Origin of the sequence: Microcoleus vaginatus HSN003, from assembly GCF_022701255.1 — a bacterium.
GTDB lineage: Bacteria > Cyanobacteriota > Cyanobacteriia > Cyanobacteriales > Microcoleaceae > Microcoleus > Microcoleus vaginatus_B.
Window position 1 is genome coordinate 6,678,119 of sequence record NZ_CP031705.1, and the last position, 19,461, is coordinate 6,697,579.

The following is a 19,461-nucleotide window of genomic DNA, read 5'->3' on the forward strand; positions in this document are numbered from 1 at the left end:
TCGCAATCCGAAACCTCTTGCGTACATAAAAGGAAAAAAAATCCGTGTCTGTAGGCATTCTTGGCACCAAACTAGGCATGACTCAAGTGTTTGACGACCAAGGGAGAGCAATCCCTGTCACCGTCATACAAGCAGGGCCTTGTACAGTAACGCAAATTAAAACGAAACAAACTGACGGCTACAGTGCCGTTCAAGTTGGATACAACGAAGTCAAACCAAAGGCTCTCAACAAGCCAGAATTGGGACACCTTGCCAAGTCGGGGGCAAATCCATTGCGCCACTTGCAGGAATATCGTTTGCCAGATACCAGTTCATTTGAATTAGGTCAACAACTAAAAGCAGATACCTTTACACCGGGACAAATAGTAGATGTCATCGGTACAAGCATCGGTAAAGGTTTTGCAGGTTTTCAAAAGCGCCACAACTTTAAACGAGGCCCCATGTCTCACGGTTCCAAGAACCACCGCGAGCCTGGATCGATCGGGCCTGGAACTACTCCCGGTCGCGTTTATCCCGGGAAAAGAATGGCAGGACGTATGGGCAACGTTCAAGTCACCGTCCGCAAACTAACAATTATCCGGGTGGATACAGAGCAGAATTTGCTGCTAATTAAGGGAGCAGTTCCCGGCAAAGCTGGCGCCTTAGTCAATGTTGTGCCTGAGAAAAAAGTAGGACGTTAGTCAGTAGTCATTAGTCAGTAGTCAGCAGTCAGTAGATAGTGGTTGGCCATTAGTAGCAAGCAATAACTAAGAACTAAAAGCTGAAAACTAAGACCTGAAAACTAAGACCTGAGAACAGACAACAGACGACAGACAACAGACAACAGACAACTAAACAACAGACAACTAACAACAGACAAAGGACAAAAGATATGGTTAATTGTGTAGTCCGAAATTGGCAAGGCGAACAAGTTGGAGAAACAACTTTAGAACTGCGCGTAGCCAAAGAAGAAAATGCTTCTCACATCGTTCACAGAGCATTGACGCGGCAAATGAATAACGCCCGTCAAGGAAATGCTTCCACCAAAACTCGATCGGAAGTCAGAGGCGGTGGCCGCAAACCCTGGCGTCAAAAAGGCACCGGCCGAGCCAGAGCAGGTTCGATCCGTTCTCCGCTGTGGCGGGGCGGCGGTGTCATCTTCGGGCCAAAACCGAGAGACTTTGAAGTCAAGATGAACAAAAAGGAACGCCGTCTCGCTTTGCGGACAGCATTCTTCAGTCGCACCGAAGACATCATTGTGGTTGAAGAATTTGCAGAGCAATTTCAGAGACCGAAAAGCAAAGAATTGCTGAGTGCGATCGCCCGCTGGGGCATCGAACCCGATACAAAAGTTCTGTTAATCTTGCCAGAACCGCAACTAAACGTCTACTTATCAGGACGCAACATCGAATTAGTAAACGTCATCTTGGCAACTTCCCTGAATGTTTACGACGTTCTCGCGGCTGACAAAATTATCGTCACATCTACAGCCATAGCTAAAATTCAGGAGATTTACGGTGAGTAAAATCGACCCCCGCGACTACGCAGATTTGATCCAGCGTCCGATTCTCACCGAGAAAGCTACCCGAATGATGGAATTAAATCAATTCACATTCGACGTAGCCCCCAAAGCGACGAAGCCTCAAATCAAAGCTGCAATCGAAGAACTATTTAAGGTCAAAGTCATCGGCGTCAATACCCAAAACCCGCCGCGCAAAAAGCGTCGAGTTGGCAAATTCGTCGGCTTTAAACCTTGTTACAAGCGAGCAACCGTAACTCTGACCGACGGAGACTCGATCCGCAAACTCCTATTCCCAGAAGTTTAGGAAATTTGGGATTTTAGATTTTAGATTTTAGATTGCGGTTAACTGGTGAAAATACCAAACCCAGAAAGCTAGCAAGTTAACTGATAATCGCAAATCTAAAATCCAAAACCGCCAAGTCCTTGCATCCCAAATCTAAAATCTAAAATCTAAAATCGATTATGGGCATCCGTTCTTACCGACCTTATACCTCCAGCACCCGGGAACAGACCGTCTCGGACTTCGCTGAAATTACCAGATCAGAACCAGAAAAGTCTCTAACCAGCAACAAGCACACCAAACAAGGCCGCAACAACCGAGGCGTCATCACCTGTCGCCACCGGGGAGGCGGTCACAAACGGCTTTATAGAGACATCGACTTCCGCCGCGACAAACACAGCATTCCCGCTACCGTCAAGGCGATCGAATATGACCCCAATCGCAACGCCCGCATCGCCCTCCTGTTCTACAAAGACGGCGAAAAACGGTACATCTTGCACCCGCTCAACTTAAACGTCGGTACAGTAATTGTCTCAGGCCCAGACGCGCCGATCGAAATCGGTAACGCCCTCCCCCTGAAGAACATTCCCCTCGGTACCAGCATCCACAACGTCGAGCTAGTACCTGGAAAAGGCGGACAAATCGTTCGCTCCGCCGGCTCAAGCGCTCAGCTAATGGCAAAAGAAGGTAGCTACGTTACCCTCAAACTGCCATCCGGTGAACAGCGCAAAGTCCGCGCCGACTGCTACGCCACTATCGGTCAAGTCGGCAACACAGACGCCAGAAACCTCAGCCTCGGCAAAGCAGGTCGCACCCGCTGGAAAGGTCGCAGACCCACCGTTCGCGGTAGCGTCATGAACCCGGTAGACCACCCGCACGGCGGTGGCGAAGGCAAAGCTCCTATTGGACGTTCGGGGCCTGTCACTCCTTGGGGTAAACCAGCATTGGGTGCAAAAACTCGACGCAAAAACAAGCGCAGCGACGCTTTAATCGTCCGGCGCCGCCGGAAATCTTCCAAACGTGGCAAGGGCGGTAGACAAAGTTAGTCATCAGTCAGCAGTCTTCAGTGCTTAGTTATTAACTGCTAACTAATGACTGAGGACTGATGACCAATGACTGCTGAAAGCTGACTAATGACTCCTGAATTACTAAAAAAATCATGTCTCGATCGCTAAAAAAAGGCCCGTTTGTCGCAGATAATCTGATGACAAAAATCGAAAAACTCAACGCCGCCGGCCAAAAACAAGTAATTAAAACTTGGTCGCGCTCTTCTACAATCCTGCCCCAAATGGTAGGTCACACGATCGCCGTTCACAACGGCAGACAGCACGTACCCGTCTACCTCACAGACCAAATGGTAGGCCACAAACTCGGAGAATTTTCCCCCACTCGTACCTTTAGAGGTCACGCTAAAAGTGGTGATAAAAAGGCAAAAAGATAGCCGAATTAGGTGATAGGTAATAGGTGGTCGGACAAACTTTTTCCCAATTACCAATTACCTTTTTCCCAATTACCAATTACCAATTACCCCAATCGAAATGGTTATAGATACCACATCCGAAATTAAGGCGATCGCCCGTTACATCCGGACATCGCCCTTCAAAGTGCGCCGAGTCCTCGACCAAATTCGCGGCAAAAGCTACCAAGAAGCGCTGATTTTACTCGAATTCATGCCCTACCGCGCCTGCGAACCAATTGTCAAAGTTTTGCGATCGGCAGTAGCCAACGCCGAACACAACGCAGGATTGGATAAATCCAAGCTGGTAGTGTCTCAAGCTTACGCAGACCAAGGCCCAGTCCTCAAACGCTTTAGACCCCGCGCTCAAGGTCGCGCCTACCAAATCCGCAAGCCAACCTGTCACATTACCGTAGTAGTAGCTCCGCTCGTAGAAAACTAAACCAGGGAAAAACGTAATAGGTAATAAACAGCTTAAAGTTGAAAAAAATGGGTAATCACCAATTACCAATTACCAATTACCAATTACCAATTACCAATTAACTCATCAACTATTATGGGCCAAAAAATACATCCAATTGGTTTTCGCCTCGGCATTACCCAAGAGCACCGCTCTCGCTGGTTTGCTGATCCCAAAAACTATCCAGAACTCTTGCAAGAAGACTATAAAATTCGCAAGTACGTTCGTAAAACCCTCAGCAATGCTGGGATTTCCTCGGTCCGAATTGAGCGCAAAGCTGATCAAATCGACCTAGAAGTGTTCACCGCCAGACCAGGCGTTGTCGTAGGCCGCGGCGGAGCAGGAATCGAAACCTTGCGCGTCGGTTTGCAGCAGCAACTCGGTAGCAACCGCCAAATCCGCATCAACGTCGTCGAAGTCCAGCGAGTAGACGCCGATGCCACACTGATTGCCGAATACATTGCTCAGCAACTAGAACGGCGCGTATCCTTCCGCCGAGTAGTCCGCCAAGCAATCACCCGCGCCCAAAAAGTAGGCATCCAAGGCATCAAAATTCAAGTCAGCGGACGCCTCAACGGCGCAGAAATCGCACGTACCGAATGGACGCGCGAAGGAAGAGTCCCCTTGCACACGCTGCGGGCAGACATCGACTACTCCTACTGCACTGCTCAAACCATCTACGGTATTCTGGGCATTAAAGTTTGGGTTTTCAAAGGCGAAATTATTCCCGGACAGGAACAAGAGGCTGCACCAAATGCAGCAGTGCCCCGCACCAAACAAAAGCGCCGCCGCCAGAACTTTGAAGATCGATCGAACGAAGGCTAGCTAATTGTTAACTGTTAGTTGTCACTTGTTAAGTGTCAGTTGTTCCAAACCAATTAGCAATTAGCAATCACCAATTACCAATTACCAATTACCAATTACCCAACTCCCTTTCGCCATGTTAAGCCCTAAAAGAACCAAATTCCGCAAACAACAGCGCGGACGAATGAGCGGTGTTGCCACCCGCGGCAACACAGTTAGCTTTGGCGACTTCGCGCTCCAAGCCATCGAACCCGCCTGGATTACTTCCCGCCAAATAGAAGCCGGACGCCGCGCCATGACCCGCTATATCCGCCGGGGCGGCAAAATCTGGATTCGCATTTTTCCCGACAAACCAGTCACCCAGCGCGCAGCAGAAACCCGGATGGGTTCTGGTAAAGGCGCACCTGAGTTTTGGGTTGCCGTAGTCAAACCCGGCCGGGTAATGTTTGAAATTGGTGGCGTAACTGAAGAAACTGCGCGCGAAGCAATGCGTTTGGCATCTTTCAAATTACCAATTAAAACCAAGTTCATCACTCGCGAAGAAGGCCAGTCATAGCGATAATCGAAGGTAGAAGTAGGTAGGCATTGGTCAAAATTTTAAACGGCTACAGCAATTTAAAATCGGTCATTCATAACTTTTCTTTCCTTCGACATTCACCATCTAGACAATTCTGTCTTCTGTCATACCGAGATCGCTAACGAGAAAGCACACAATTATGTCTTTGTCCAAGATTAAAGAAGCTAGAGAATTAAGCGATGCTGCAGTAGCAGAGCAAATTTTAGCCGTTAAGCGCCAACTAATGGAATTGCGGCTTCAGCAAGCTACCGGCCGCATGGAAAAGCCTCACCTGTTCAAGCATGCCAAACATCGGCTAGCTCAATTGATGACAGTTGAACGCGAGCGCCAAATCGTTGCTGAGAAAGAAGCAGCAGCAGCAAAATTAGCCGCATCTAAACAGGTAGCACAGCCTGCTGCAACCGCAGCAGTCAGCCAAGAGTCAGAAGCAGCCGAGCCGACGATCGCACAGTAGCTAAAAAAAGTCAATTGCACAACAAAAATAGGTAGCTATGGCAATTAAAGAACGAGTTGGCGTAGTAGTCAGCGACAAGATGGATAAAACCGTCGTGGTAGCAATCGAAAACCGCTCCTCCCACACCAAATACGGCAAAATCGTAGTCCGCACCAAGCGCTACAAAGCTCATGACGAAGAAAATCAGTGCAAATCGGGCGATCGTGTCCGCATCACTGAAACTCGCCCCCTGAGCAAAACCAAACGCTGGACGGTTGCTGAGATTTTCGGGACAAAAAACGGCTAACAGTTAATTGCGACATCGCGATCTCCCGATCGAAAATTAACAATCAACTAGCAGTCAAAAGTCAACAGTCAACAGTTAACACTCAACAGTTAACACTCAACAATCACCATGATTCAACCCCAGACATACCTCAATGTCGCCGACAATAGCGGAGCCCGCAAACTGATGTGCATCCGCGTATTGGGAGGCGGCAACCGCCGCTACGGCGGAGTCGGCGATGTCATCATTGCCGTCGTCAAAGATGCCATCCCCAACATGGCAGTCAAAAAATCAGATGTCGTTCGGGCCGTCATTGTCAGAACCCGCAAAGGCCTGCGCCGCGACAGTGGCATGAGCATTCGTTTTGACGATAACGCCGCCGTTATTATCAACGTAGACGGCAACCCCAAAGGCACTCGCGTCTTCGGCCCCGTCGCCCGCGAACTGCGCGACAAAAACTTTACTAAAATCGTTTCCTTAGCCCCGGAGGTACTTTAAAATGTACGGAAAAAAGGGTAAACCAACTAGCGAACCGCAGCGCTACAGAATGCACGTCAAAGCAGGCGACACCGTGCAAATAATTACTGGCAAGGAGAAAGGAAAAGTCGGAGAAATCTTAAAGACATATCCTAAAGTCAGCAAAGTAATTGTTAAAGGTGTAAACATTAGAACCAAGCACGTCAAGCCGCAGCAAGAGGGAGAGTCCGGGAAAATACTCACGTTTGAGGCTCCCATTCACAGCTCAAATGTCATGCACTATTCCGAAAAAGAAAAAATAGCCAGCCGCGTTTGCTATACATTTAGCGAAGACGGCCGGAAACTGCGACAGCTCAAAAAAACTGGAGAAATCATCGATCAATAGTGATTGGTTATCAGTCATCAGTCATTAGTCCGACTTCTGACAAGTGACTTCTCAACTAATAACTAACATCGGTGAGACTGACCAGCGACAAATTCCCTGACCAAGCCCAGGGACAGTTAACGAAACACAAAAACTATGCCGGACAAACTCAAGGTTCTTTATCAAGGAAAAATCGTTCCCACACTGATGGATCAGTTTAAATATACTAATATCCATCAGGTTCCCAAACTCGTCAAAGTCACAGTGAACCGCGGTTTGGGAGAAGCATCTCAAAACGCTAAGGCACTGGATTCGTCGATCAACGAAATTGGCATCATCACCGGGCAAAAACCAGTGGTGACGCGGGCGAAAAAAGCGATCGCAGGCTTCAAAATCCGCAAAGGAGTACCCGTCGGCGTTATGGTGACGCTGCGCGGCGATCGGATGTACGATTTTCTCGATCGGCTGATCAACCTTGCACTCCCCCGAATTCGGGACTTCCGCGGGATCAGCCCCAAAAGCTTCGACGGGCGCGGCAACTACAGCTTGGGTCTGAGAGAACAGCTAATTTTTCCAGAAATAGAATATGACCGCATCGATCAAATTCGAGGCATGGACATTTCAATTATCACCACAGCAAACACCGACGAAGAAGGACGCGCCTTGCTTAAAGAAATGGGAATGCCGTTCCGGGACAACTAAGCACTAGAGTAAGAAGCAAAAGATGGCAGCTAACGATACCATAGCAGATATGTTGACGCGCATTCGCAATTCTTGCATGGCGCGCCACCAAACAACGCAAATTCCAGCTACAAAAATGACCCGCAGCATCGCCCAAGTCCTCAAAAGTGAAGGCTTCATCGGCGAATTTGAAGAAGCAGAAGCAGAAGGGATCAAGAGACATTTAGTGCTTTCTCTAAAGTACAAAGGTAAAACTCGCAAGCCCATTATCACGGCACTTAAGCGAGTCAGCAAACCAGGACTGCGCGTTTACTCGAACCGTAAAGAATTGCCCAGAGTATTAGGCGGAATTGGCATTGCCATTATTTCCACCTCCAGCGGCATTATGACCGATCGAGAAGCTCGACGCCAAGGTTTGGGCGGTGAAGTGCTTTGTTATGTTTGGTAGTCATTAGTCATTAGTCATTAGTCACGGGTCGTTGGCAACAGACTCAAAAATCAATAACTAAGGACTAATAACTAAAGATTAATCATCAAGGACTAATAACTAGAAACAAAGGACAAAAAACTATGTCGCGAATTGGCAAGCGTCCGATTAGCATTCCCAATAAAGTCACCATCACCCTAGACGGTCAAAAAGTAGCCGTCAAAGGCCCTAAAGGTGAACTTTCCCGAGTTATCCCAGCCGAAATCCTCATGGGACTAGAAGGCGAGACTTTACTCGTTACCCGCCGAGACGAATCTCGCGTCGCCAGACAACTGCACGGCTTGTGCCGCACTCTAGTCGCCAATATGGTCGAAGGTGTATCCCAAGGTTTTCAGCGGCGCCTCGAAATTATCGGCACAGGTTATCGGGCACAGGTTCAAGGACGGAACCTGATTTTAAACGTCGGTTACAGCAAACCCGTTGAAATGCCCCCTCCAGAAGGCATCACAATGGCAGTTGAAGGCAACACCAACGTCATTGTCTCCGGCATTGACAAAGAACTCGTAGGCAATACAGCAGCCCGCATCCGCGCAGTGCGTCCGCCAGAAGTCTATAAAGGCAAAGGCATTCGCTACAGCGGCGAAGTCGTCCGGCGCAAAGCTGGTAAAACAGGCAAAACAGGTAAGAAGTAACAATGAAGCTTACTCGCAAAGAATCAGTCCACCGCAGACACCGCCGTGTTCGGCGCAAGGTGTTCGGCACCTCCGAACGCCCCAGACTCGCGGTATTTCGATCAGAGCAGCACATCTACGCTCAAGTAATCGACGACACCGCCCAGCATACTTTGGCTGCCGCGTCAACCCTCGATCCCGAATTGAAGTCAAATCTCAGTTCTGGTGGCAACTGCTCCGCGAGCGCCCAAGTCGGTCAGTTGATTGCCAAACGCTGTTCCAGCGCTGGCATAGTCAAAGTCGTATTCGATCGCGGGGGCAACCTCTATCACGGTCGTGTCAAAGCCCTCGCAGAAGCAGCTCGCGAAGCGGGGTTAGACTTCTAGAGGGGGTAATGGGTAGCGGGTAATGAGTAATTAAAAAGTAAAAAGTCAAAAGTTGAAAGTGAAAAGGCCAAATCCAGATTTCTTCTATTTTTACTTTTTACTCAAACAATTACCATTTGCCGATCGCCTTTCACCAACTACTAATTCCCACAGGACAAAACTATGGCAGAACAAAAAGAACAGCGCAACAAGAAAAAAAGCAGCAGTAACAAAACACGCGAAAAAGAATCCGAATGGCAAGAACGGGTCGTTCAGATCCGGCGCGTTACTAAAGTAGTCAAAGGTGGTAAAAAACTTAGCTTCCGCGCCATAGTCATTATCGGCAACGAACGCGGCCAAGTTGGAGTAGGAGTCGGCAAAGCTAGCGACGTAATCGGTGCCGTTAAAAAAGGCGTCGCTGACGGCAAAAAGCACCTCATTGAAGTCCCCCTCACCAAATCTAACTCCATCCCTCACCCCATCAACGGTGACGGTGGCGGAGCTAAAGTCATGATGCGACCGGCCGCTCCGGGAACCGGGGTAATTGCAGGGGGAGCTGTGCGAACAGTTCTCGAACTAGCAGGAGTCCGCAACATCTTAGCCAAACAGCTAGGTTCTGGAAATCCCTTAAACAACGCCCGAGCCGCAGTCAATGCCCTCTCCACCCTCCGCACCTTGTCCGAAGTTGCTCAAGAGCGCGGAATTCCAGTAGAAAACCTCTACGGTTAGGGCACGCGAGAATGGGAAACTGTAAGTTTTGAGTGTTAAGTGCTGGCGTGGAAAATAAAAACATCCCCAACTCAAAACTCACGCACTCAAAACTACTGCGTACCCGCTCTCTAAATACCAATTACCAATTACCAATTACTAAAACTATGAGATTGCAAGACGCCCGACCCAAAGCAGGCTCCCAAAAGCGCCCCCGACGCTTGGGCAGAGGTATTTCTGCCGGTCAAGGCGCGAGCTCCGGCAAAGGGATGCGCGGTCAAAAATCTAGAGCCGGTAGCGGCACTAGACCCGGTTTTGAAGGAGGTCAAAATCCTCTCTACCGCCGTCTCCCCAAGTTGAAAAGCTTCCCTCTAGTGAACCGGAAAGAGTACACTACCATTAATGTAAGTAAATTAGCATCGCTGCCAGCAAACACCGAAGTTACTCTCACCTCTTTGATCGAAGCAAAAATTGTCACCACAGACGACGGGCCGCTGAAAATCTTAGGAGATGGTGAATTGAATGTACCTTTGCAAGTGCGCGCCTCGGCTTTTACCGCAGGTGCTCGCACCAAAATTGAAGCCGCAGGCGGAAGTTGCGAATTAGTTGCGTGAAGATTTGAGGTTTGAGAGTCTGTCCAAATCTCAAATCCTCAAGCTTGCTATCAGAAAATGATTTAGCCGAAAATCCCAAATCTAAAATCCAAAATCGTAACTATGGACGTTAGTAGAGAGAAAGCGCCAACTGCACAAGAGACTTTAATGCAGATGGCTCAAGCTGCTGGTTTGCGAGGCCGCATCCTCGTAACCATTGGCTTACTGATTTTAGTACGCCTGGGTGTCCACTTGCCAGTCCCCGGCATCGATCGAGTCGCCTTTGCCCAAAACGTCCAAAATAGCCCTTTAATTGGCTTTCTGGACTTGTTCTCAGGAGGCGGCTTGTCAGCTTTGGGGATTTTCGCGTTGGGGATTTTGCCCTACATTAATGCTTCAATTATTGTGCAACTTCTAACTGCGGCTCTGCCAAGCTTAGAAGACTTGCAGAAAAATGAAGGAGAAGCAGGGCGGCGCAAGATTTCTCAAATTACTCGCTACGTGTCTTTGGGCTGGGCCATTCTGCAAAGTATTGGCATTGCGATTTGGGTCAGCCCTTTTGCTCAATCTCCATCGCCTTTATTCATAGCACAAACTGCTTTGGCTCTGACAGCAGGTTCAATGTTTGTAATGTGGATATCGGAAGTGGTGACGGAACGAGGTATCGGGAACGGAGCGTCGCTACTGATTTTTATCAATATTGTGTCGGTATTGCCGCGCTCCTTGGGACAAACTTTTGAATTGGCTCAAAGCGGGGACACGCAAGTTGTCGGCCGCGTAGTCGTTCTGCTGCTGGTCTTTTTGGTAACGATTGTCGGGATTGTTTTTGTTCAGGAAGGTACTCGCCGGATTCCGATTATTTCTGCCCGTCGCCAAGTCGGCCGCAAAGTTTATCGGGAGAGCCGGAGTTATCTGCCCCTGCGCTTGAATCAAGGCGGAGTGATGCCGATTATTTTTGCATCTTCGGTGCTGATTGTGCCTTCTTTCCTCGCTCAGTCTCTCAATAACCCGTTTTTGGTTCAAGTTGCTAATGTTTTGAGGCCGGACGGGCCAGCGCCTTGGGCTTACGCGCTGTTTTATCTGACTTTGATTCTGTTCTTCAGCTATTTCTACGCTTCGTTGATTGTCAACCCCGTAGATATGTCTCAGAACTTGAAGAAAATGGGCGCCAGCATTCCTGGAATTCGTCCGGGTCAGAAAACCAGCGATTATGTGGAGAAGGTTTTGAACCGTTTGACTTTCTTGGGAGCGATATTTCTCGGTCTGGTGGCCATTGTACCAACTGCTGTAGAAAGCGCGATCGGTGTGCAAACTTTTAGAGGTTTTGGCGCAACTTCCCTACTGATTCTAGTAGGTGTGGCGATCGAAACTGCTAAGCAAATTCAAACTTACGTCATCTCCCAACGATATGAAGGAATGGTGAAGTAATCGCAATGCAATTGATTTTTATGGGGCCTCCAGGGGCAGGAAAGGGAACTCAGGCTCAGCTTTTAGCAGCTCTCTGGAAAATACCCCACATTTCTACAGGTGACATCCTGCGCGCTTGCGTGGTCGCCAAAACTGCTTTGGGTGAAAAAGCCCAAGCCTACATGAATGCTGGTGAGTTGGTTCCCGACCAGTTATTGATGGATATCGTACAAGAACGCATGAATCAACCAGATGCTAGCGCTGGCTGGATTCTCGACGGCTTTCCGCGCACAGTGCCGCAGGCAGCTTTTTTTGACAAACTGCTCTGCGATGTTGGCGGTGAGGGAAGTGCGTCTGGAAAAAACTGCGCTCTCAGAGCTGTCAATTTGGACGTTCCTGACAATGTTTTGGTGGCTCGCCTACTGTCGCGGGGGCGTCAGGACGACAATGAGGAAACGATCCGCCGCCGATTGCAAGTTTATCGCGAGCAAACTGAACCTTTGATTGAGTTTTACAGAAACCGCGAACAGTTAGTTGTGGTTGATGGCGATCGAGCGATGGAATTAGTCACAGCAGAACTGCAACAAGCTCTCTCGGGCGACTCTTGAACCCTCTCAATACAGCTTGTTACTCACAAGCTTTTGCTAAGATATGTTAACTAGGAGCTTTTTGTGCTATCAGGTTTTGTGAGGGTTGCTAGAGACCGGATTGAACTCGATACTAATTGCTACAACTTTACTCAAGTAAAGCTAAAACAAGTGGTTGGTTGAGTCAATAAGTCGCTAAAGTCGCCCGAATTCTTGCCCGCTTTCCCGTTTGACTCCTACCAGTAAATAGGTTTTGAGGCAAATAGCGGGACACTCCTAGTTAATCAAATGTAGAGTTGAGGTAAATACCAAATTGTCTAAGCAAGATTTAATTGAAATGGAAGGGACAGTGACGGAATCCCTGCCTAATGCGATGTTTCGCGTTGACCTAGATAATGGGTTTAATGTGCTAGCTCACATTTCCGGCAAGATCCGCCGCAACTACATCAAAATTCTGCCTGGCGATCGCGTCAAAGTCGAATTGACTCCCTACGACTTGACCAAAGGCAGGATTACTTATCGCCTTCGGAAAAAATAGGCTTAGATAAAACTTTCTAAAAACTAATTCTAAGTTTAATTTAGAGAGAATTTGGTAAAAAGCTTCAAATTTATGCTATAATGCTACGTTTGTAGTGTTGCCGAGAAGGGCGTCAACAACCCAGCGGTGTACCGGGTTAAGTCATTGTTACACCGTAAAAGTATCGCTCGCCAACACTCTGGCGCAGGCGAACTTTACCCAGCAATGGGAGTGGGTGCAAGCGGGCTCCTTCATGAAACAACCCGCACTTTATACAATTTAATCGAGGAGAGGCCTACACCTTGCCCAGCCTCTCCTCCCACCGCTCTACGGGCAGTCCCAGCGTGCCTGCTCTCCGGTAGAGCGGGGTTCTCCAGGCAGGAAGAAAGATGAAAGTTCGAGCATCTGTCAAAAAAATTTGTGAGAAATGTCGCGTCATCCGCCGTCGCGGTCGAGTGATGGTGATATGCACTAACCCGAAACACAAACAGCGCCAAGGTTAGAAAAAAGGAAGATTGGGCAATGCACGCAGGTGCATCCTAATTGAACATTGTAGCCAAACAGGAAAACTAGGGAGACAAAAAGTGTGGCACGGATTGCCGGGGTAGACCTTCCACGCGATAAGCGCGTCGAAATAGGTCTGACATACATTTACGGAATAGGCCTGTCGAGGGCCCAAGAAATTATCGCTGCAACAGGCGTAAATCCTGACACTCGCGTCAAGGATTTAACAGAGACCGACGTGACTGCTCTGCGGGCTCACGTAGAAAGCACCTACCAAATCGAAGGAGACCTCCGGCGCTGGGAGTCAATGAACATCAAGCGCCTGATGGACATCGGAACTTATCGCGGTCGGCGTCACCGTTTGGGTCTGCCGGTGCGGGGACAACGAACCCGTACTAACGCCCGAACCCGTCGTGGCGTCCGCCGAACAGTTGCGGGCAAGAAAAAGGCACCTTCCAAGAAGTAACATCTTTTTTGGAAAAATACGCTGGGGGCTGCTGGCTCCTAGCGCTTCAGGACATTAGTTGAGAGAAACGTTAAAGAGACTAATATGGCGCGACAACAAACAGGCAAGAAATCTGGTGCAAAAAAGCAGAAACGGAATGTACCCAATGGGGTAGGCTACATCCAGTCTACCTTTAACAACACGATTGTAACTATTACCGACCTCAACGGCGAAGTGATATCCTGGGCATCGGCAGGTTCCAGCGGTTTTAAAGGAGCGAAGAAAGGGACTCCCTTTGCAGCTCAAACAGCAGCAGAAAGTGCTGCCCGCAGAGCCAACGACCAAGGAATGCGCCAAATAGAAGTAATGGTGAGCGGACCAGGAGCAGGTAGAGAAACTGCAATCCGGGCGCTGCAAGGGGCGGGACTGGAAATCACCCTGATTAGAGATGTTACCCCAATTCCTCACAACGGCTGTCGCCCTCCCAAGCGGCGTAGAGTCTAAAACGATTTGAGATTTTAGATTTTAGATTTTGGATAATGGCTAACTGCTTAAAGTCAAAAACTAATGGTTCTAACTGTTGCCCCGTCCATCCAAAATCCGAAATCCGTTCAGGGGTATGCTCTGCAATCTAAAATCCAAAATCAAAAATCCAAAGTGGAAAAGGGAGGTCACTCCGTGGCGCAGTTTCAAATTGAATGTATAGAGTCTAACACTGACAAAGACCGCAGTCAGTACGGAAAATTTGTCCTGGAACCGCTCGATCGCGGTCAGGGAACAACTGTTGGGAATGCGCTGAGGCGAGTTCTGCTGTCAAACTTAGAAGGAACAGCAGTAACTTCAGTCCGAATCGCGGGCGTCAATCACGAGTTTGCCACGATCGAAGGGGTACGTGAGGATGTTCTAGAAATTCTCCTGAACATGAAAGAGGTCGTCCTCAAAACTCATTCTCAGCAGCCGCAAATCGGCAGGTTGCGGATTGAAGGGCCTGTCACCGTTACGGCCGATCGATTCGATTTGCCCTCAGAGGTCGAATTGATTGATCGATCCCAGTACATTGCAACTCTCTCCCCCGGTTCAGTTCTGGAAATGGAATTCAGAATTGAAAAAGGCATCGGATACCGAGCAGTAGACCGCAGTCGCGATGATGGGTCGGCTTTGGATTTTCTCCAAATTGACGCCATCTTTATGCCGATTCGCAGAGTCAACTACAGCGTTGAAGATGCTCGGGTAGGCGGGACGGTCGAGAAAGATCGGCTGATTATGGAAATCTGGACTGATGGCAGCGTGACTCCTCAAGAAGCTTTGAGTCAATCTGCCAACATCCTGGTAGATTTATTTGCACCTCTCAAAGACATCACCCAAGATTCTCTCAAACCAGAGTATCCAGGTGAGGCCGATCCTACTAGCCAAATTCCGATCGAAGAATTGCAGTTGTCCGTCCGGGCTTACAACTGTCTCAAGCGGGCTCAGATCAACTCAGTCGCAGACTTATTGGATTATACCCAAGAAGACTTGCTCGAGATCAAAAATTTCGGTCAGAAGTCCGCAGAAGAAGTGATTGAAGCTTTACAAAAACGCTTGGGCATTACCTTGCCCCAGGAAAAATCAGCTAAAACTTAATCAACGGGTAACGGGTAAAAAAGTTCTGAATTTTAAGTAGGTGAGTTTTTAAGTTAAAGAAATCACCGCTCAAAACTCACGCACTATCCCCACGCCCACTTACCAATTACCAATTACCAACTGCTATGCGTCACCGCTGTCGCGTTCCCCAACTCAGCAAACCGGCTGACCAGCGTCGCGCCCTACTGCGCTCGCTGACCACCGAATTAATCCGTCACGGTAAAATCACTACCACTCTCGCCCGCGCCAAAGCGCTGCGCTCAGAGGCGGACAGGATGATTACCCTGGCCAAAGATGGCTCCTTGGCCGCTCGCCGCCAAGCTATGGGCTATATCTACGATAAACAGTTAGTACACGCCTTGTTTGAGGCGGCACAAGAACGGTACGGCTCGCGCAACGGCGGCTACACCCGCGTCGTGCGAACAGTCCCCCGTCAAGGAGACAATTCCGAAATGGCGATCGTTGAACTGGTTTAATTCCATTTTGGGTTGGAGATTTGTGATTTATGACTGACAATCCACAATCCCCAATCGAAAATCCCCAATCGATACAGCGCGTTGCTCTGGTGATCCAATACCTCGGCACTAACTTTCACGGTTGGCAGCGACAGCCGAACCAGCGTACAGTACAAGAAGAAATTGAAACAGCAATATCGACTGTTCTGGAACGCCCGGTAACGCTGCACGCTGCCGGGAGAACCGATGCGGGAGTTCATGCCGCTGCTCAAGTAGCCCATTTTGATGCCTGCGGCCCAATTCCGGCTCACCGCTGGGCAAGCGTTCTCAACTCTCGACTGGCAAAAGATATTTTAATTCGAGCTTCGGCAAAGGTGGAACCTACCTGGCACGCTCGGTTCTCAGCCAGTTGGCGGCGCTATCGCTACACCCTTTATACAGATCCGACCCCTAATTTGTTTGTGCGTCCTTTTGCTTGGCACTGCTATCACGCGCCTGTGGATGAATCTTTGATTCAGACAGCTTTGACACCCCTAATCGGGCGGCATCACCTGGCTGCTTTCCACCGCGCGGGGTCAGCCCGCCCCCATTCCTGGGTGGACGTACAAGCTGCAGAGTGTCACCGTTCTGGGCCTCTTGTCTATATTGAGGTTCAGGCCAGCGGGTTTCTGTACGGGATGATGCGGCTGCTGGTGGGGTTGCTGGTACAGGTGGGTCGCGGGGAAAGACCGATCGACAATTTCACAGATATCTGGGTCAACGAACGCCGAGAAATGGTAAAATACGCCGCTCCCGCTCAAGGTTTGTGCCTGCTGCGGGTTGGCTATTCAGAATTTCCCTTTCCCCCAGAGGTCTGGTACGACACTCAGCCAAAATTAGTCATGAGTCATGAGTCATTAGTCATTAGTCATTAGGTAACTACTAATAAAAAACTAAGGACAACTAACAATTAAAAACTGACAACTGACAACTGACAACTGACACCTAACAACAGTTAACAGTTAACAGACAACTAACAACAAACAATGAACAAAACTTACGTTCCTACTCAAGACTCCCTAGAGCACAAGTGGTACGTGGTCGATGCCGCTGACCAGCGGCTGGGCCGTCTGGCAACTGAAGTTGCCATGTACCTCCGGGGGAAACACAAACCGACTTACACTCCTTCTATGGACACCGGTGACTTCGTAATTGTCATCAATGCCGACAAAATCGCTGTTACTGGCAAAAAACGTACCCAGAAAATCTACCGCCGCCATTCTGGAAGACCGGGCGGGATGAAAACAGAAACTTTTGCCAAATTGCAAGTACGTTTGCCCGAAAGAATCGTCGAAGAAGCTATACGGGGAATGCTGCCTCACACTTCTCTCGGCAGACAACTGTTTACTAAACTGAAGGTGTACGCCGGCCCCAACCACCCGCACCAAGCTCAAAAACCAGAAGAATTAATTGTTCACACGATTCCGGGAGGAAATGAGTAATGCAAGCAACAGATACATCCGGTCGCGCTGTGTACTGGGGTACCGGACGCCGCAAGCGTTCCGTAGCGCGGGTGCGCTTGGTTCCCGGCACTGGCATATTGACTGTCAATGGTAAAGAGGGGGATTTGTACCTGCAGTTCAACCCTACTTATTTGGCTCTAGCTAAGGCCCCTCTGGAAACTTTGGGTCTGGAAAATGAGTACGACATTTTGGTAAAAGTCGAAGGCGGTGGCTTGACAGGTCAGGCTGACTCGATTCGCTTGGGTGTCGCTAGAGCACTGTGCCAATTAGACCCGGAAAACCGCAAACCCCTCAAAATTGAAGGCTATTTGACTCGCGACCCGCGGGCAAAAGAACGGAAAAAGTACGGTTTGCGGAAAGCTCGCAAAGCTCCTCAATACTCGAAGCGGTAATCAAGGGAAGAAGGAAGAAGGAAGAAGGAAGAAGGAAGAAAGAAAAGGCAAAATTATCTATCCAGATTTTATCTGCCTTTTTTTGAAGTTTATTTCCGATTCCTGATTCCTGGTTCCAACAGATATAAGGCAAAATTGCTGCTGTTGTTGGTGTACAAGTCCTGCGGCAGCTAAAATGGTTGTAAAGTCAAAAATTAGAGAGTAAAAAACAATGGCAAAAGATGGCATTCACCCTGAGTGGTATCCAGAATCTCAGGTTTATTGCAACGGAGAACTGGTAATGACTGTTGGTTCCACTAGACCCAAGCTTCAAGTTGATGTCTGGTCGGGAAATCATCCTTTTTATACTGGCACTCAGAAGATTATTGATACAGAAGGTCGTGTGGAACGCTTTATGCGGAAATACGGCATGACCGAGGTAGAAATGCCGAAGGCAGATGCTTCATCGGGACCGCTGAAAATGGAAGATCCCAAAGCAGATGCTTCTAAGGCTGCTGGTAAAGGCAAAAAGAAGAAGTAGCCGGATTGTCATTTGTCCGCAGTTTGTTGAGAGTAGTTCTTTCTACTGACAACTTACCGCCCTCGGATTTTAGATTTTAGATTGAAGACTTGCTATGCAGGTAGTTTAGTTCGATCGACATTCTATCCTAACTGCTCTTGAGTTCTAAAATCTAAAATCTAAAATCGATCCGCCCTCGGATTGGAGAGTTTAGATTGAAGACTTGCTATGCAGGCATTTGAGTGCGATAGAGTTAAGTTCGATCGAGATTCTACCCCAACTGTTCTTCAAATCTAAAATCTAAAATCTAAAATCTAAAATCTAAAATCGATAGACGGAGGACAACTGACAATGGCTGAATCTTATTTGCTGGATAAATTGAAGTCGGTAGAGCAAACTTTTAATGAGTTGACTCGCCGCATGGCTGACCCGGATGTGGCTAGGGACAATCAAGAGTTTCAACGGGTAGCAAAAGCTCGATCGTCCCTGGAGGAAGTGGTCGATACTTTTGCTCTGTGGAAAACCACTCAGGACGATTTAGTAGGTGTGCGACAGGTTCTCAAGGAAGCAGCGGGCGATCGAGATATGCAAGAAATGGCCGCGCTGGAAGTTCAGGAACTTGAGGCGAAGCTGCAGAGTTTGGAAAGTCGTTTGAAGGTTTTGCTGCTCCCCCGCGACCCGAACGATGACAAGAATATTATGCTGGAAATTCGGGCCGGTACTGGCGGAGATGAGGCTAGTATTTGGGCGGGAGATTTGCTGCGGCTCTATTCGCGCTACGCTCAAACTCAAGGCTGGCAGGTGAAGTTGGTGAGCGAGTCGCTGGCGGAAATGGGTGGCTTTAAAGAGGTAATTCTGGAAATTACAGGCGACAGCGTTTACAGCAAGCTGAAGTTTGAGGCTGGAGTACACCGGGTGCAGCGAGTGCCTGTGACTGAAGCTGGCGGCCGGGTGCATACTTCGACGGCGACAGTAGCTGTGATGCCGGAGGTTGATGATGTGGAGATTCACATCGATCCAAAGGATATTGAGATGAGCACGGCTCGATCGGGCGGCGCTGGCGGTCAAAACGTGAACAAGGTGGAAACCGCTGCGGATTTGTTTCACAAGCCGACGGGAATTCGGATTTTCTGTACTGAGGAGCGCAGTCAGTTGCAGAATAAGGAGCGGGCGATGCAGATTTTGCGGGCTAAGCTCTATGAGATGAAGTTGCGGGAGCAGCAGGATGAGGTGAAGTCGCGGCGTTTGGCTCAGGTTGGTACTGGTTCGCGATCGGAGAAGATTCGCACTTACAACTATAAGGACAATCGGGCTACCGACCACCGTTTGGGGGAAAATTTCTCGCTCAATAGTGTTTTGGAAGGGGATATTGAGGGGATTATTCAAACTTGCATTTCTCAGGATCAGCAGGAACGTTTGGCTGAGTTGGCTGCTTCTACTAATTGAT

General features: G+C 48.8%; 31 protein-coding genes. All 31 read left to right on the plus strand.

The window, feature by feature from the left end; translation table 11 throughout:
* Positions 1-44: 44 nt before the first annotated feature.
* The 31 genes from rplC (at position 45) to prfA (ending at position 19,460) form a co-directional block, all read left to right on the plus strand.
* Positions 45-680, plus strand: coding sequence for a 50S ribosomal protein L3 (gene rplC, locus D0A37_RS28425; RefSeq protein ID WP_242719693.1), 636 nt, complete (start codon positions 45-47; stop codon positions 678-680).
* 191 nt (positions 681-871) lie between these two features.
* Positions 872-1,504, plus strand: coding sequence for a 50S ribosomal protein L4 (rplD, locus tag D0A37_RS28430; RefSeq protein ID WP_242719695.1), 633 nt, complete (start codon positions 872-874; stop codon positions 1,502-1,504).
* On the plus strand, positions 1,497-1,805 hold the full coding sequence (locus D0A37_RS28435; RefSeq protein WP_006634999.1) for a 50S ribosomal protein L23: 309 nt from the start codon (positions 1,497-1,499) through the stop codon (positions 1,803-1,805). The genes rplD and D0A37_RS28435 overlap by 8 nt, the downstream gene beginning before the upstream one ends.
* 158 nt (positions 1,806-1,963) lie before the next feature.
* Positions 1,964-2,827 carry a 50S ribosomal protein L2 gene (gene rplB, locus D0A37_RS28440; protein ID WP_242719697.1) on the plus strand — a complete coding sequence of 288 codons (864 nt, stop codon included), beginning with the start codon at positions 1,964-1,966 and terminating at the stop codon, positions 2,825-2,827.
* Positions 2,828-2,940: 113 nt separating this feature from the next.
* Positions 2,941-3,222 carry a 30S ribosomal protein S19 gene (rpsS, locus tag D0A37_RS28445; RefSeq protein ID WP_242719699.1) on the plus strand — a complete coding sequence of 94 codons (282 nt, stop codon included), beginning with the start codon at positions 2,941-2,943 and terminating at the stop codon, positions 3,220-3,222.
* A gap of 97 nt (positions 3,223-3,319) precedes the next feature.
* Complete coding sequence (gene rplV / locus D0A37_RS28450; protein WP_006634996.1) at positions 3,320-3,679, plus strand: 50S ribosomal protein L22; 360 nt, start codon at positions 3,320-3,322, stop codon at positions 3,677-3,679.
* 114 nt (positions 3,680-3,793) lie between these two features.
* A complete protein-coding gene (rpsC, locus tag D0A37_RS28455; RefSeq protein ID WP_242719701.1) occupies positions 3,794-4,522 on the plus strand; it encodes a 30S ribosomal protein S3 in 729 nt (242 codons plus the stop codon).
* A 115-nt stretch (positions 4,523-4,637) separates the two neighbouring features.
* Entirely contained in the window at positions 4,638-5,057 is a 420-nt protein-coding gene (gene rplP / locus D0A37_RS28460; RefSeq protein ID WP_242719703.1) for a 50S ribosomal protein L16, read from the plus strand.
* A gap of 160 nt (positions 5,058-5,217) precedes the next feature.
* The gene (gene rpmC / locus D0A37_RS28465; RefSeq protein WP_242719705.1) at positions 5,218-5,532 is read left to right on the plus strand and encodes a 50S ribosomal protein L29; all 315 of its coding nucleotides are present in this window, start codon (positions 5,218-5,220) and stop codon (positions 5,530-5,532) included.
* Between the two features lie 37 nt (positions 5,533-5,569).
* Positions 5,570-5,818: a 30S ribosomal protein S17 gene (gene rpsQ / locus D0A37_RS28470; protein WP_006634992.1), complete on the plus strand. Its 249-nt coding sequence runs from the start codon at positions 5,570-5,572 to the stop codon at positions 5,816-5,818.
* A gap of 108 nt (positions 5,819-5,926) precedes the next feature.
* On the plus strand, positions 5,927-6,295 hold the full coding sequence (gene rplN, locus D0A37_RS28475) for a 50S ribosomal protein L14 (protein WP_006634991.1): 369 nt from the start codon (positions 5,927-5,929) through the stop codon (positions 6,293-6,295).
* A gap of 1 nt (position 6,296) precedes the next feature.
* Positions 6,297-6,659 carry a 50S ribosomal protein L24 gene (gene rplX, locus D0A37_RS28480; protein WP_242719707.1) on the plus strand — a complete coding sequence of 121 codons (363 nt, stop codon included), beginning with the start codon at positions 6,297-6,299 and terminating at the stop codon, positions 6,657-6,659.
* A 135-nt stretch (positions 6,660-6,794) separates the two neighbouring features.
* The gene (gene rplE, locus D0A37_RS28485) at positions 6,795-7,340 is read left to right on the plus strand and encodes a 50S ribosomal protein L5 (RefSeq protein ID WP_006634989.1); all 546 of its coding nucleotides are present in this window, start codon (positions 6,795-6,797) and stop codon (positions 7,338-7,340) included.
* A gap of 22 nt (positions 7,341-7,362) precedes the next feature.
* Complete coding sequence (gene rpsH, locus D0A37_RS28490) at positions 7,363-7,767, plus strand: 30S ribosomal protein S8 (protein WP_015178715.1); 405 nt, start codon at positions 7,363-7,365, stop codon at positions 7,765-7,767.
* Between the two features lie 122 nt (positions 7,768-7,889).
* On the plus strand, positions 7,890-8,438 hold the full coding sequence (rplF, locus tag D0A37_RS28495; RefSeq protein ID WP_172190403.1) for a 50S ribosomal protein L6: 549 nt from the start codon (positions 7,890-7,892) through the stop codon (positions 8,436-8,438).
* A gap of 2 nt (positions 8,439-8,440) precedes the next feature.
* On the plus strand, positions 8,441-8,803 hold the full coding sequence (rplR, locus tag D0A37_RS28500; protein ID WP_242719709.1) for a 50S ribosomal protein L18: 363 nt from the start codon (positions 8,441-8,443) through the stop codon (positions 8,801-8,803).
* Positions 8,804-8,965: 162 nt separating this feature from the next.
* Positions 8,966-9,511: a 30S ribosomal protein S5 gene (gene rpsE / locus D0A37_RS28505; RefSeq protein WP_242719711.1), complete on the plus strand. Its 546-nt coding sequence runs from the start codon at positions 8,966-8,968 to the stop codon at positions 9,509-9,511.
* 146 nt (positions 9,512-9,657) lie between these two features.
* Positions 9,658-10,104 carry a 50S ribosomal protein L15 gene (rplO, locus tag D0A37_RS28510; RefSeq protein ID WP_242719713.1) on the plus strand — a complete coding sequence of 149 codons (447 nt, stop codon included), beginning with the start codon at positions 9,658-9,660 and terminating at the stop codon, positions 10,102-10,104.
* Positions 10,105-10,206: 102 nt separating this feature from the next.
* On the plus strand, positions 10,207-11,511 hold the full coding sequence (gene secY / locus D0A37_RS28515; protein ID WP_242719715.1) for a preprotein translocase subunit SecY: 1,305 nt from the start codon (positions 10,207-10,209) through the stop codon (positions 11,509-11,511).
* 5 nt (positions 11,512-11,516) lie between these two features.
* A complete protein-coding gene (locus tag D0A37_RS28520) occupies positions 11,517-12,098 on the plus strand; it encodes an adenylate kinase (RefSeq protein ID WP_242719717.1) in 582 nt (193 codons plus the stop codon).
* 292 nt (positions 12,099-12,390) lie between these two features.
* On the plus strand, positions 12,391-12,615 hold the full coding sequence (infA, locus tag D0A37_RS28525) for a translation initiation factor IF-1 (protein ID WP_006276978.1): 225 nt from the start codon (positions 12,391-12,393) through the stop codon (positions 12,613-12,615).
* Between the two features lie 368 nt (positions 12,616-12,983).
* Positions 12,984-13,097 carry a 50S ribosomal protein L36 gene (rpmJ, locus tag D0A37_RS28530; RefSeq protein ID WP_015178722.1) on the plus strand — a complete coding sequence of 38 codons (114 nt, stop codon included), beginning with the start codon at positions 12,984-12,986 and terminating at the stop codon, positions 13,095-13,097.
* Between the two features lie 83 nt (positions 13,098-13,180).
* The gene (gene rpsM / locus D0A37_RS28535; RefSeq protein ID WP_242719719.1) at positions 13,181-13,564 is read left to right on the plus strand and encodes a 30S ribosomal protein S13; all 384 of its coding nucleotides are present in this window, start codon (positions 13,181-13,183) and stop codon (positions 13,562-13,564) included.
* A gap of 84 nt (positions 13,565-13,648) precedes the next feature.
* On the plus strand, positions 13,649-14,047 hold the full coding sequence (gene rpsK, locus D0A37_RS28540; protein ID WP_006634980.1) for a 30S ribosomal protein S11: 399 nt from the start codon (positions 13,649-13,651) through the stop codon (positions 14,045-14,047).
* Between the two features lie 174 nt (positions 14,048-14,221).
* A complete protein-coding gene (locus tag D0A37_RS28545; protein WP_242725814.1) occupies positions 14,222-15,166 on the plus strand; it encodes a DNA-directed RNA polymerase subunit alpha in 945 nt (314 codons plus the stop codon).
* 125 nt (positions 15,167-15,291) lie between these two features.
* On the plus strand, positions 15,292-15,642 hold the full coding sequence (gene rplQ / locus D0A37_RS28550; protein WP_242719721.1) for a 50S ribosomal protein L17: 351 nt from the start codon (positions 15,292-15,294) through the stop codon (positions 15,640-15,642).
* Positions 15,643-15,671: 29 nt separating this feature from the next.
* Positions 15,672-16,535, plus strand: coding sequence for a tRNA pseudouridine(38-40) synthase TruA (gene truA, locus D0A37_RS28555; RefSeq protein ID WP_242719723.1), 864 nt, complete (start codon positions 15,672-15,674; stop codon positions 16,533-16,535).
* Positions 16,536-16,646: 111 nt separating this feature from the next.
* Entirely contained in the window at positions 16,647-17,102 is a 456-nt protein-coding gene (rplM, locus tag D0A37_RS28560) for a 50S ribosomal protein L13 (protein ID WP_242719725.1), read from the plus strand.
* Complete coding sequence (gene rpsI / locus D0A37_RS28565; protein ID WP_242719727.1) at positions 17,102-17,515, plus strand: 30S ribosomal protein S9; 414 nt, start codon at positions 17,102-17,104, stop codon at positions 17,513-17,515. Before rplM ends, rpsI begins: the two co-directional genes overlap by 1 nt.
* Positions 17,516-17,726: 211 nt before the next feature.
* Positions 17,727-18,035, plus strand: coding sequence for a 50S ribosomal protein L31 (gene rpmE / locus D0A37_RS28570; protein WP_242719730.1), 309 nt, complete (start codon positions 17,727-17,729; stop codon positions 18,033-18,035).
* A 330-nt stretch (positions 18,036-18,365) separates the two neighbouring features.
* A complete protein-coding gene (gene prfA, locus D0A37_RS28575) occupies positions 18,366-19,460 on the plus strand; it encodes a peptide chain release factor 1 (protein ID WP_242719731.1) in 1,095 nt (364 codons plus the stop codon).
* The last annotated feature ends 1 nt before the right edge of the window (position 19,461 follow it).

Coding starts and splice junctions, on each gene's coding strand:
- rplD (WP_242719695.1), top strand. CDS start 872: ATGGTTAATTGTGTAGTCCGAAATTGGCAAGGCGAACAAGTTGGAGAA.
- rplB (WP_242719697.1), top strand. CDS start 1,964: ATGGGCATCCGTTCTTACCGACCTTATACCTCCAGCACCCGGGAACAG.
- rpsS (WP_242719699.1), top strand. CDS start 2,941: ATGTCTCGATCGCTAAAAAAAGGCCCGTTTGTCGCAGATAATCTGATG.
- rplV (WP_006634996.1), top strand. CDS start 3,320: ATGGTTATAGATACCACATCCGAAATTAAGGCGATCGCCCGTTACATC.
- rpsC (WP_242719701.1), top strand. CDS start 3,794: ATGGGCCAAAAAATACATCCAATTGGTTTTCGCCTCGGCATTACCCAA.
- rplP (WP_242719703.1), top strand. CDS start 4,638: ATGTTAAGCCCTAAAAGAACCAAATTCCGCAAACAACAGCGCGGACGA.
- rpmC (WP_242719705.1), top strand. CDS start 5,218: ATGTCTTTGTCCAAGATTAAAGAAGCTAGAGAATTAAGCGATGCTGCA.
- rpsQ (WP_006634992.1), top strand. CDS start 5,570: ATGGCAATTAAAGAACGAGTTGGCGTAGTAGTCAGCGACAAGATGGAT.
- rplN (WP_006634991.1), top strand. CDS start 5,927: ATGATTCAACCCCAGACATACCTCAATGTCGCCGACAATAGCGGAGCC.
- rplX (WP_242719707.1), top strand. CDS start 6,297: ATGTACGGAAAAAAGGGTAAACCAACTAGCGAACCGCAGCGCTACAGA.
- rplE (WP_006634989.1), top strand. CDS start 6,795: ATGCCGGACAAACTCAAGGTTCTTTATCAAGGAAAAATCGTTCCCACA.
- rpsH (WP_015178715.1), top strand. CDS start 7,363: ATGGCAGCTAACGATACCATAGCAGATATGTTGACGCGCATTCGCAAT.
- rplF (WP_172190403.1), top strand. CDS start 7,890: ATGTCGCGAATTGGCAAGCGTCCGATTAGCATTCCCAATAAAGTCACC.
- rplR (WP_242719709.1), top strand. CDS start 8,441: ATGAAGCTTACTCGCAAAGAATCAGTCCACCGCAGACACCGCCGTGTT.
- rpsE (WP_242719711.1), top strand. CDS start 8,966: ATGGCAGAACAAAAAGAACAGCGCAACAAGAAAAAAAGCAGCAGTAAC.
- rplO (WP_242719713.1), top strand. CDS start 9,658: ATGAGATTGCAAGACGCCCGACCCAAAGCAGGCTCCCAAAAGCGCCCC.
- secY (WP_242719715.1), top strand. CDS start 10,207: ATGGACGTTAGTAGAGAGAAAGCGCCAACTGCACAAGAGACTTTAATG.
- D0A37_RS28520 (WP_242719717.1), top strand. CDS start 11,517: ATGCAATTGATTTTTATGGGGCCTCCAGGGGCAGGAAAGGGAACTCAG.
- rpmJ (WP_015178722.1), top strand. CDS start 12,984: ATGAAAGTTCGAGCATCTGTCAAAAAAATTTGTGAGAAATGTCGCGTC.
- rpsK (WP_006634980.1), top strand. CDS start 13,649: ATGGCGCGACAACAAACAGGCAAGAAATCTGGTGCAAAAAAGCAGAAA.
- rplQ (WP_242719721.1), top strand. CDS start 15,292: ATGCGTCACCGCTGTCGCGTTCCCCAACTCAGCAAACCGGCTGACCAG.
- truA (WP_242719723.1), top strand. CDS start 15,672: ATGACTGACAATCCACAATCCCCAATCGAAAATCCCCAATCGATACAG.
- rplM (WP_242719725.1), top strand. CDS start 16,647: ATGAACAAAACTTACGTTCCTACTCAAGACTCCCTAGAGCACAAGTGG.
- rpsI (WP_242719727.1), top strand. CDS start 17,102: ATGCAAGCAACAGATACATCCGGTCGCGCTGTGTACTGGGGTACCGGA.
- rpmE (WP_242719730.1), top strand. CDS start 17,727: ATGGCAAAAGATGGCATTCACCCTGAGTGGTATCCAGAATCTCAGGTT.
- prfA (WP_242719731.1), top strand. CDS start 18,366: ATGGCTGAATCTTATTTGCTGGATAAATTGAAGTCGGTAGAGCAAACT.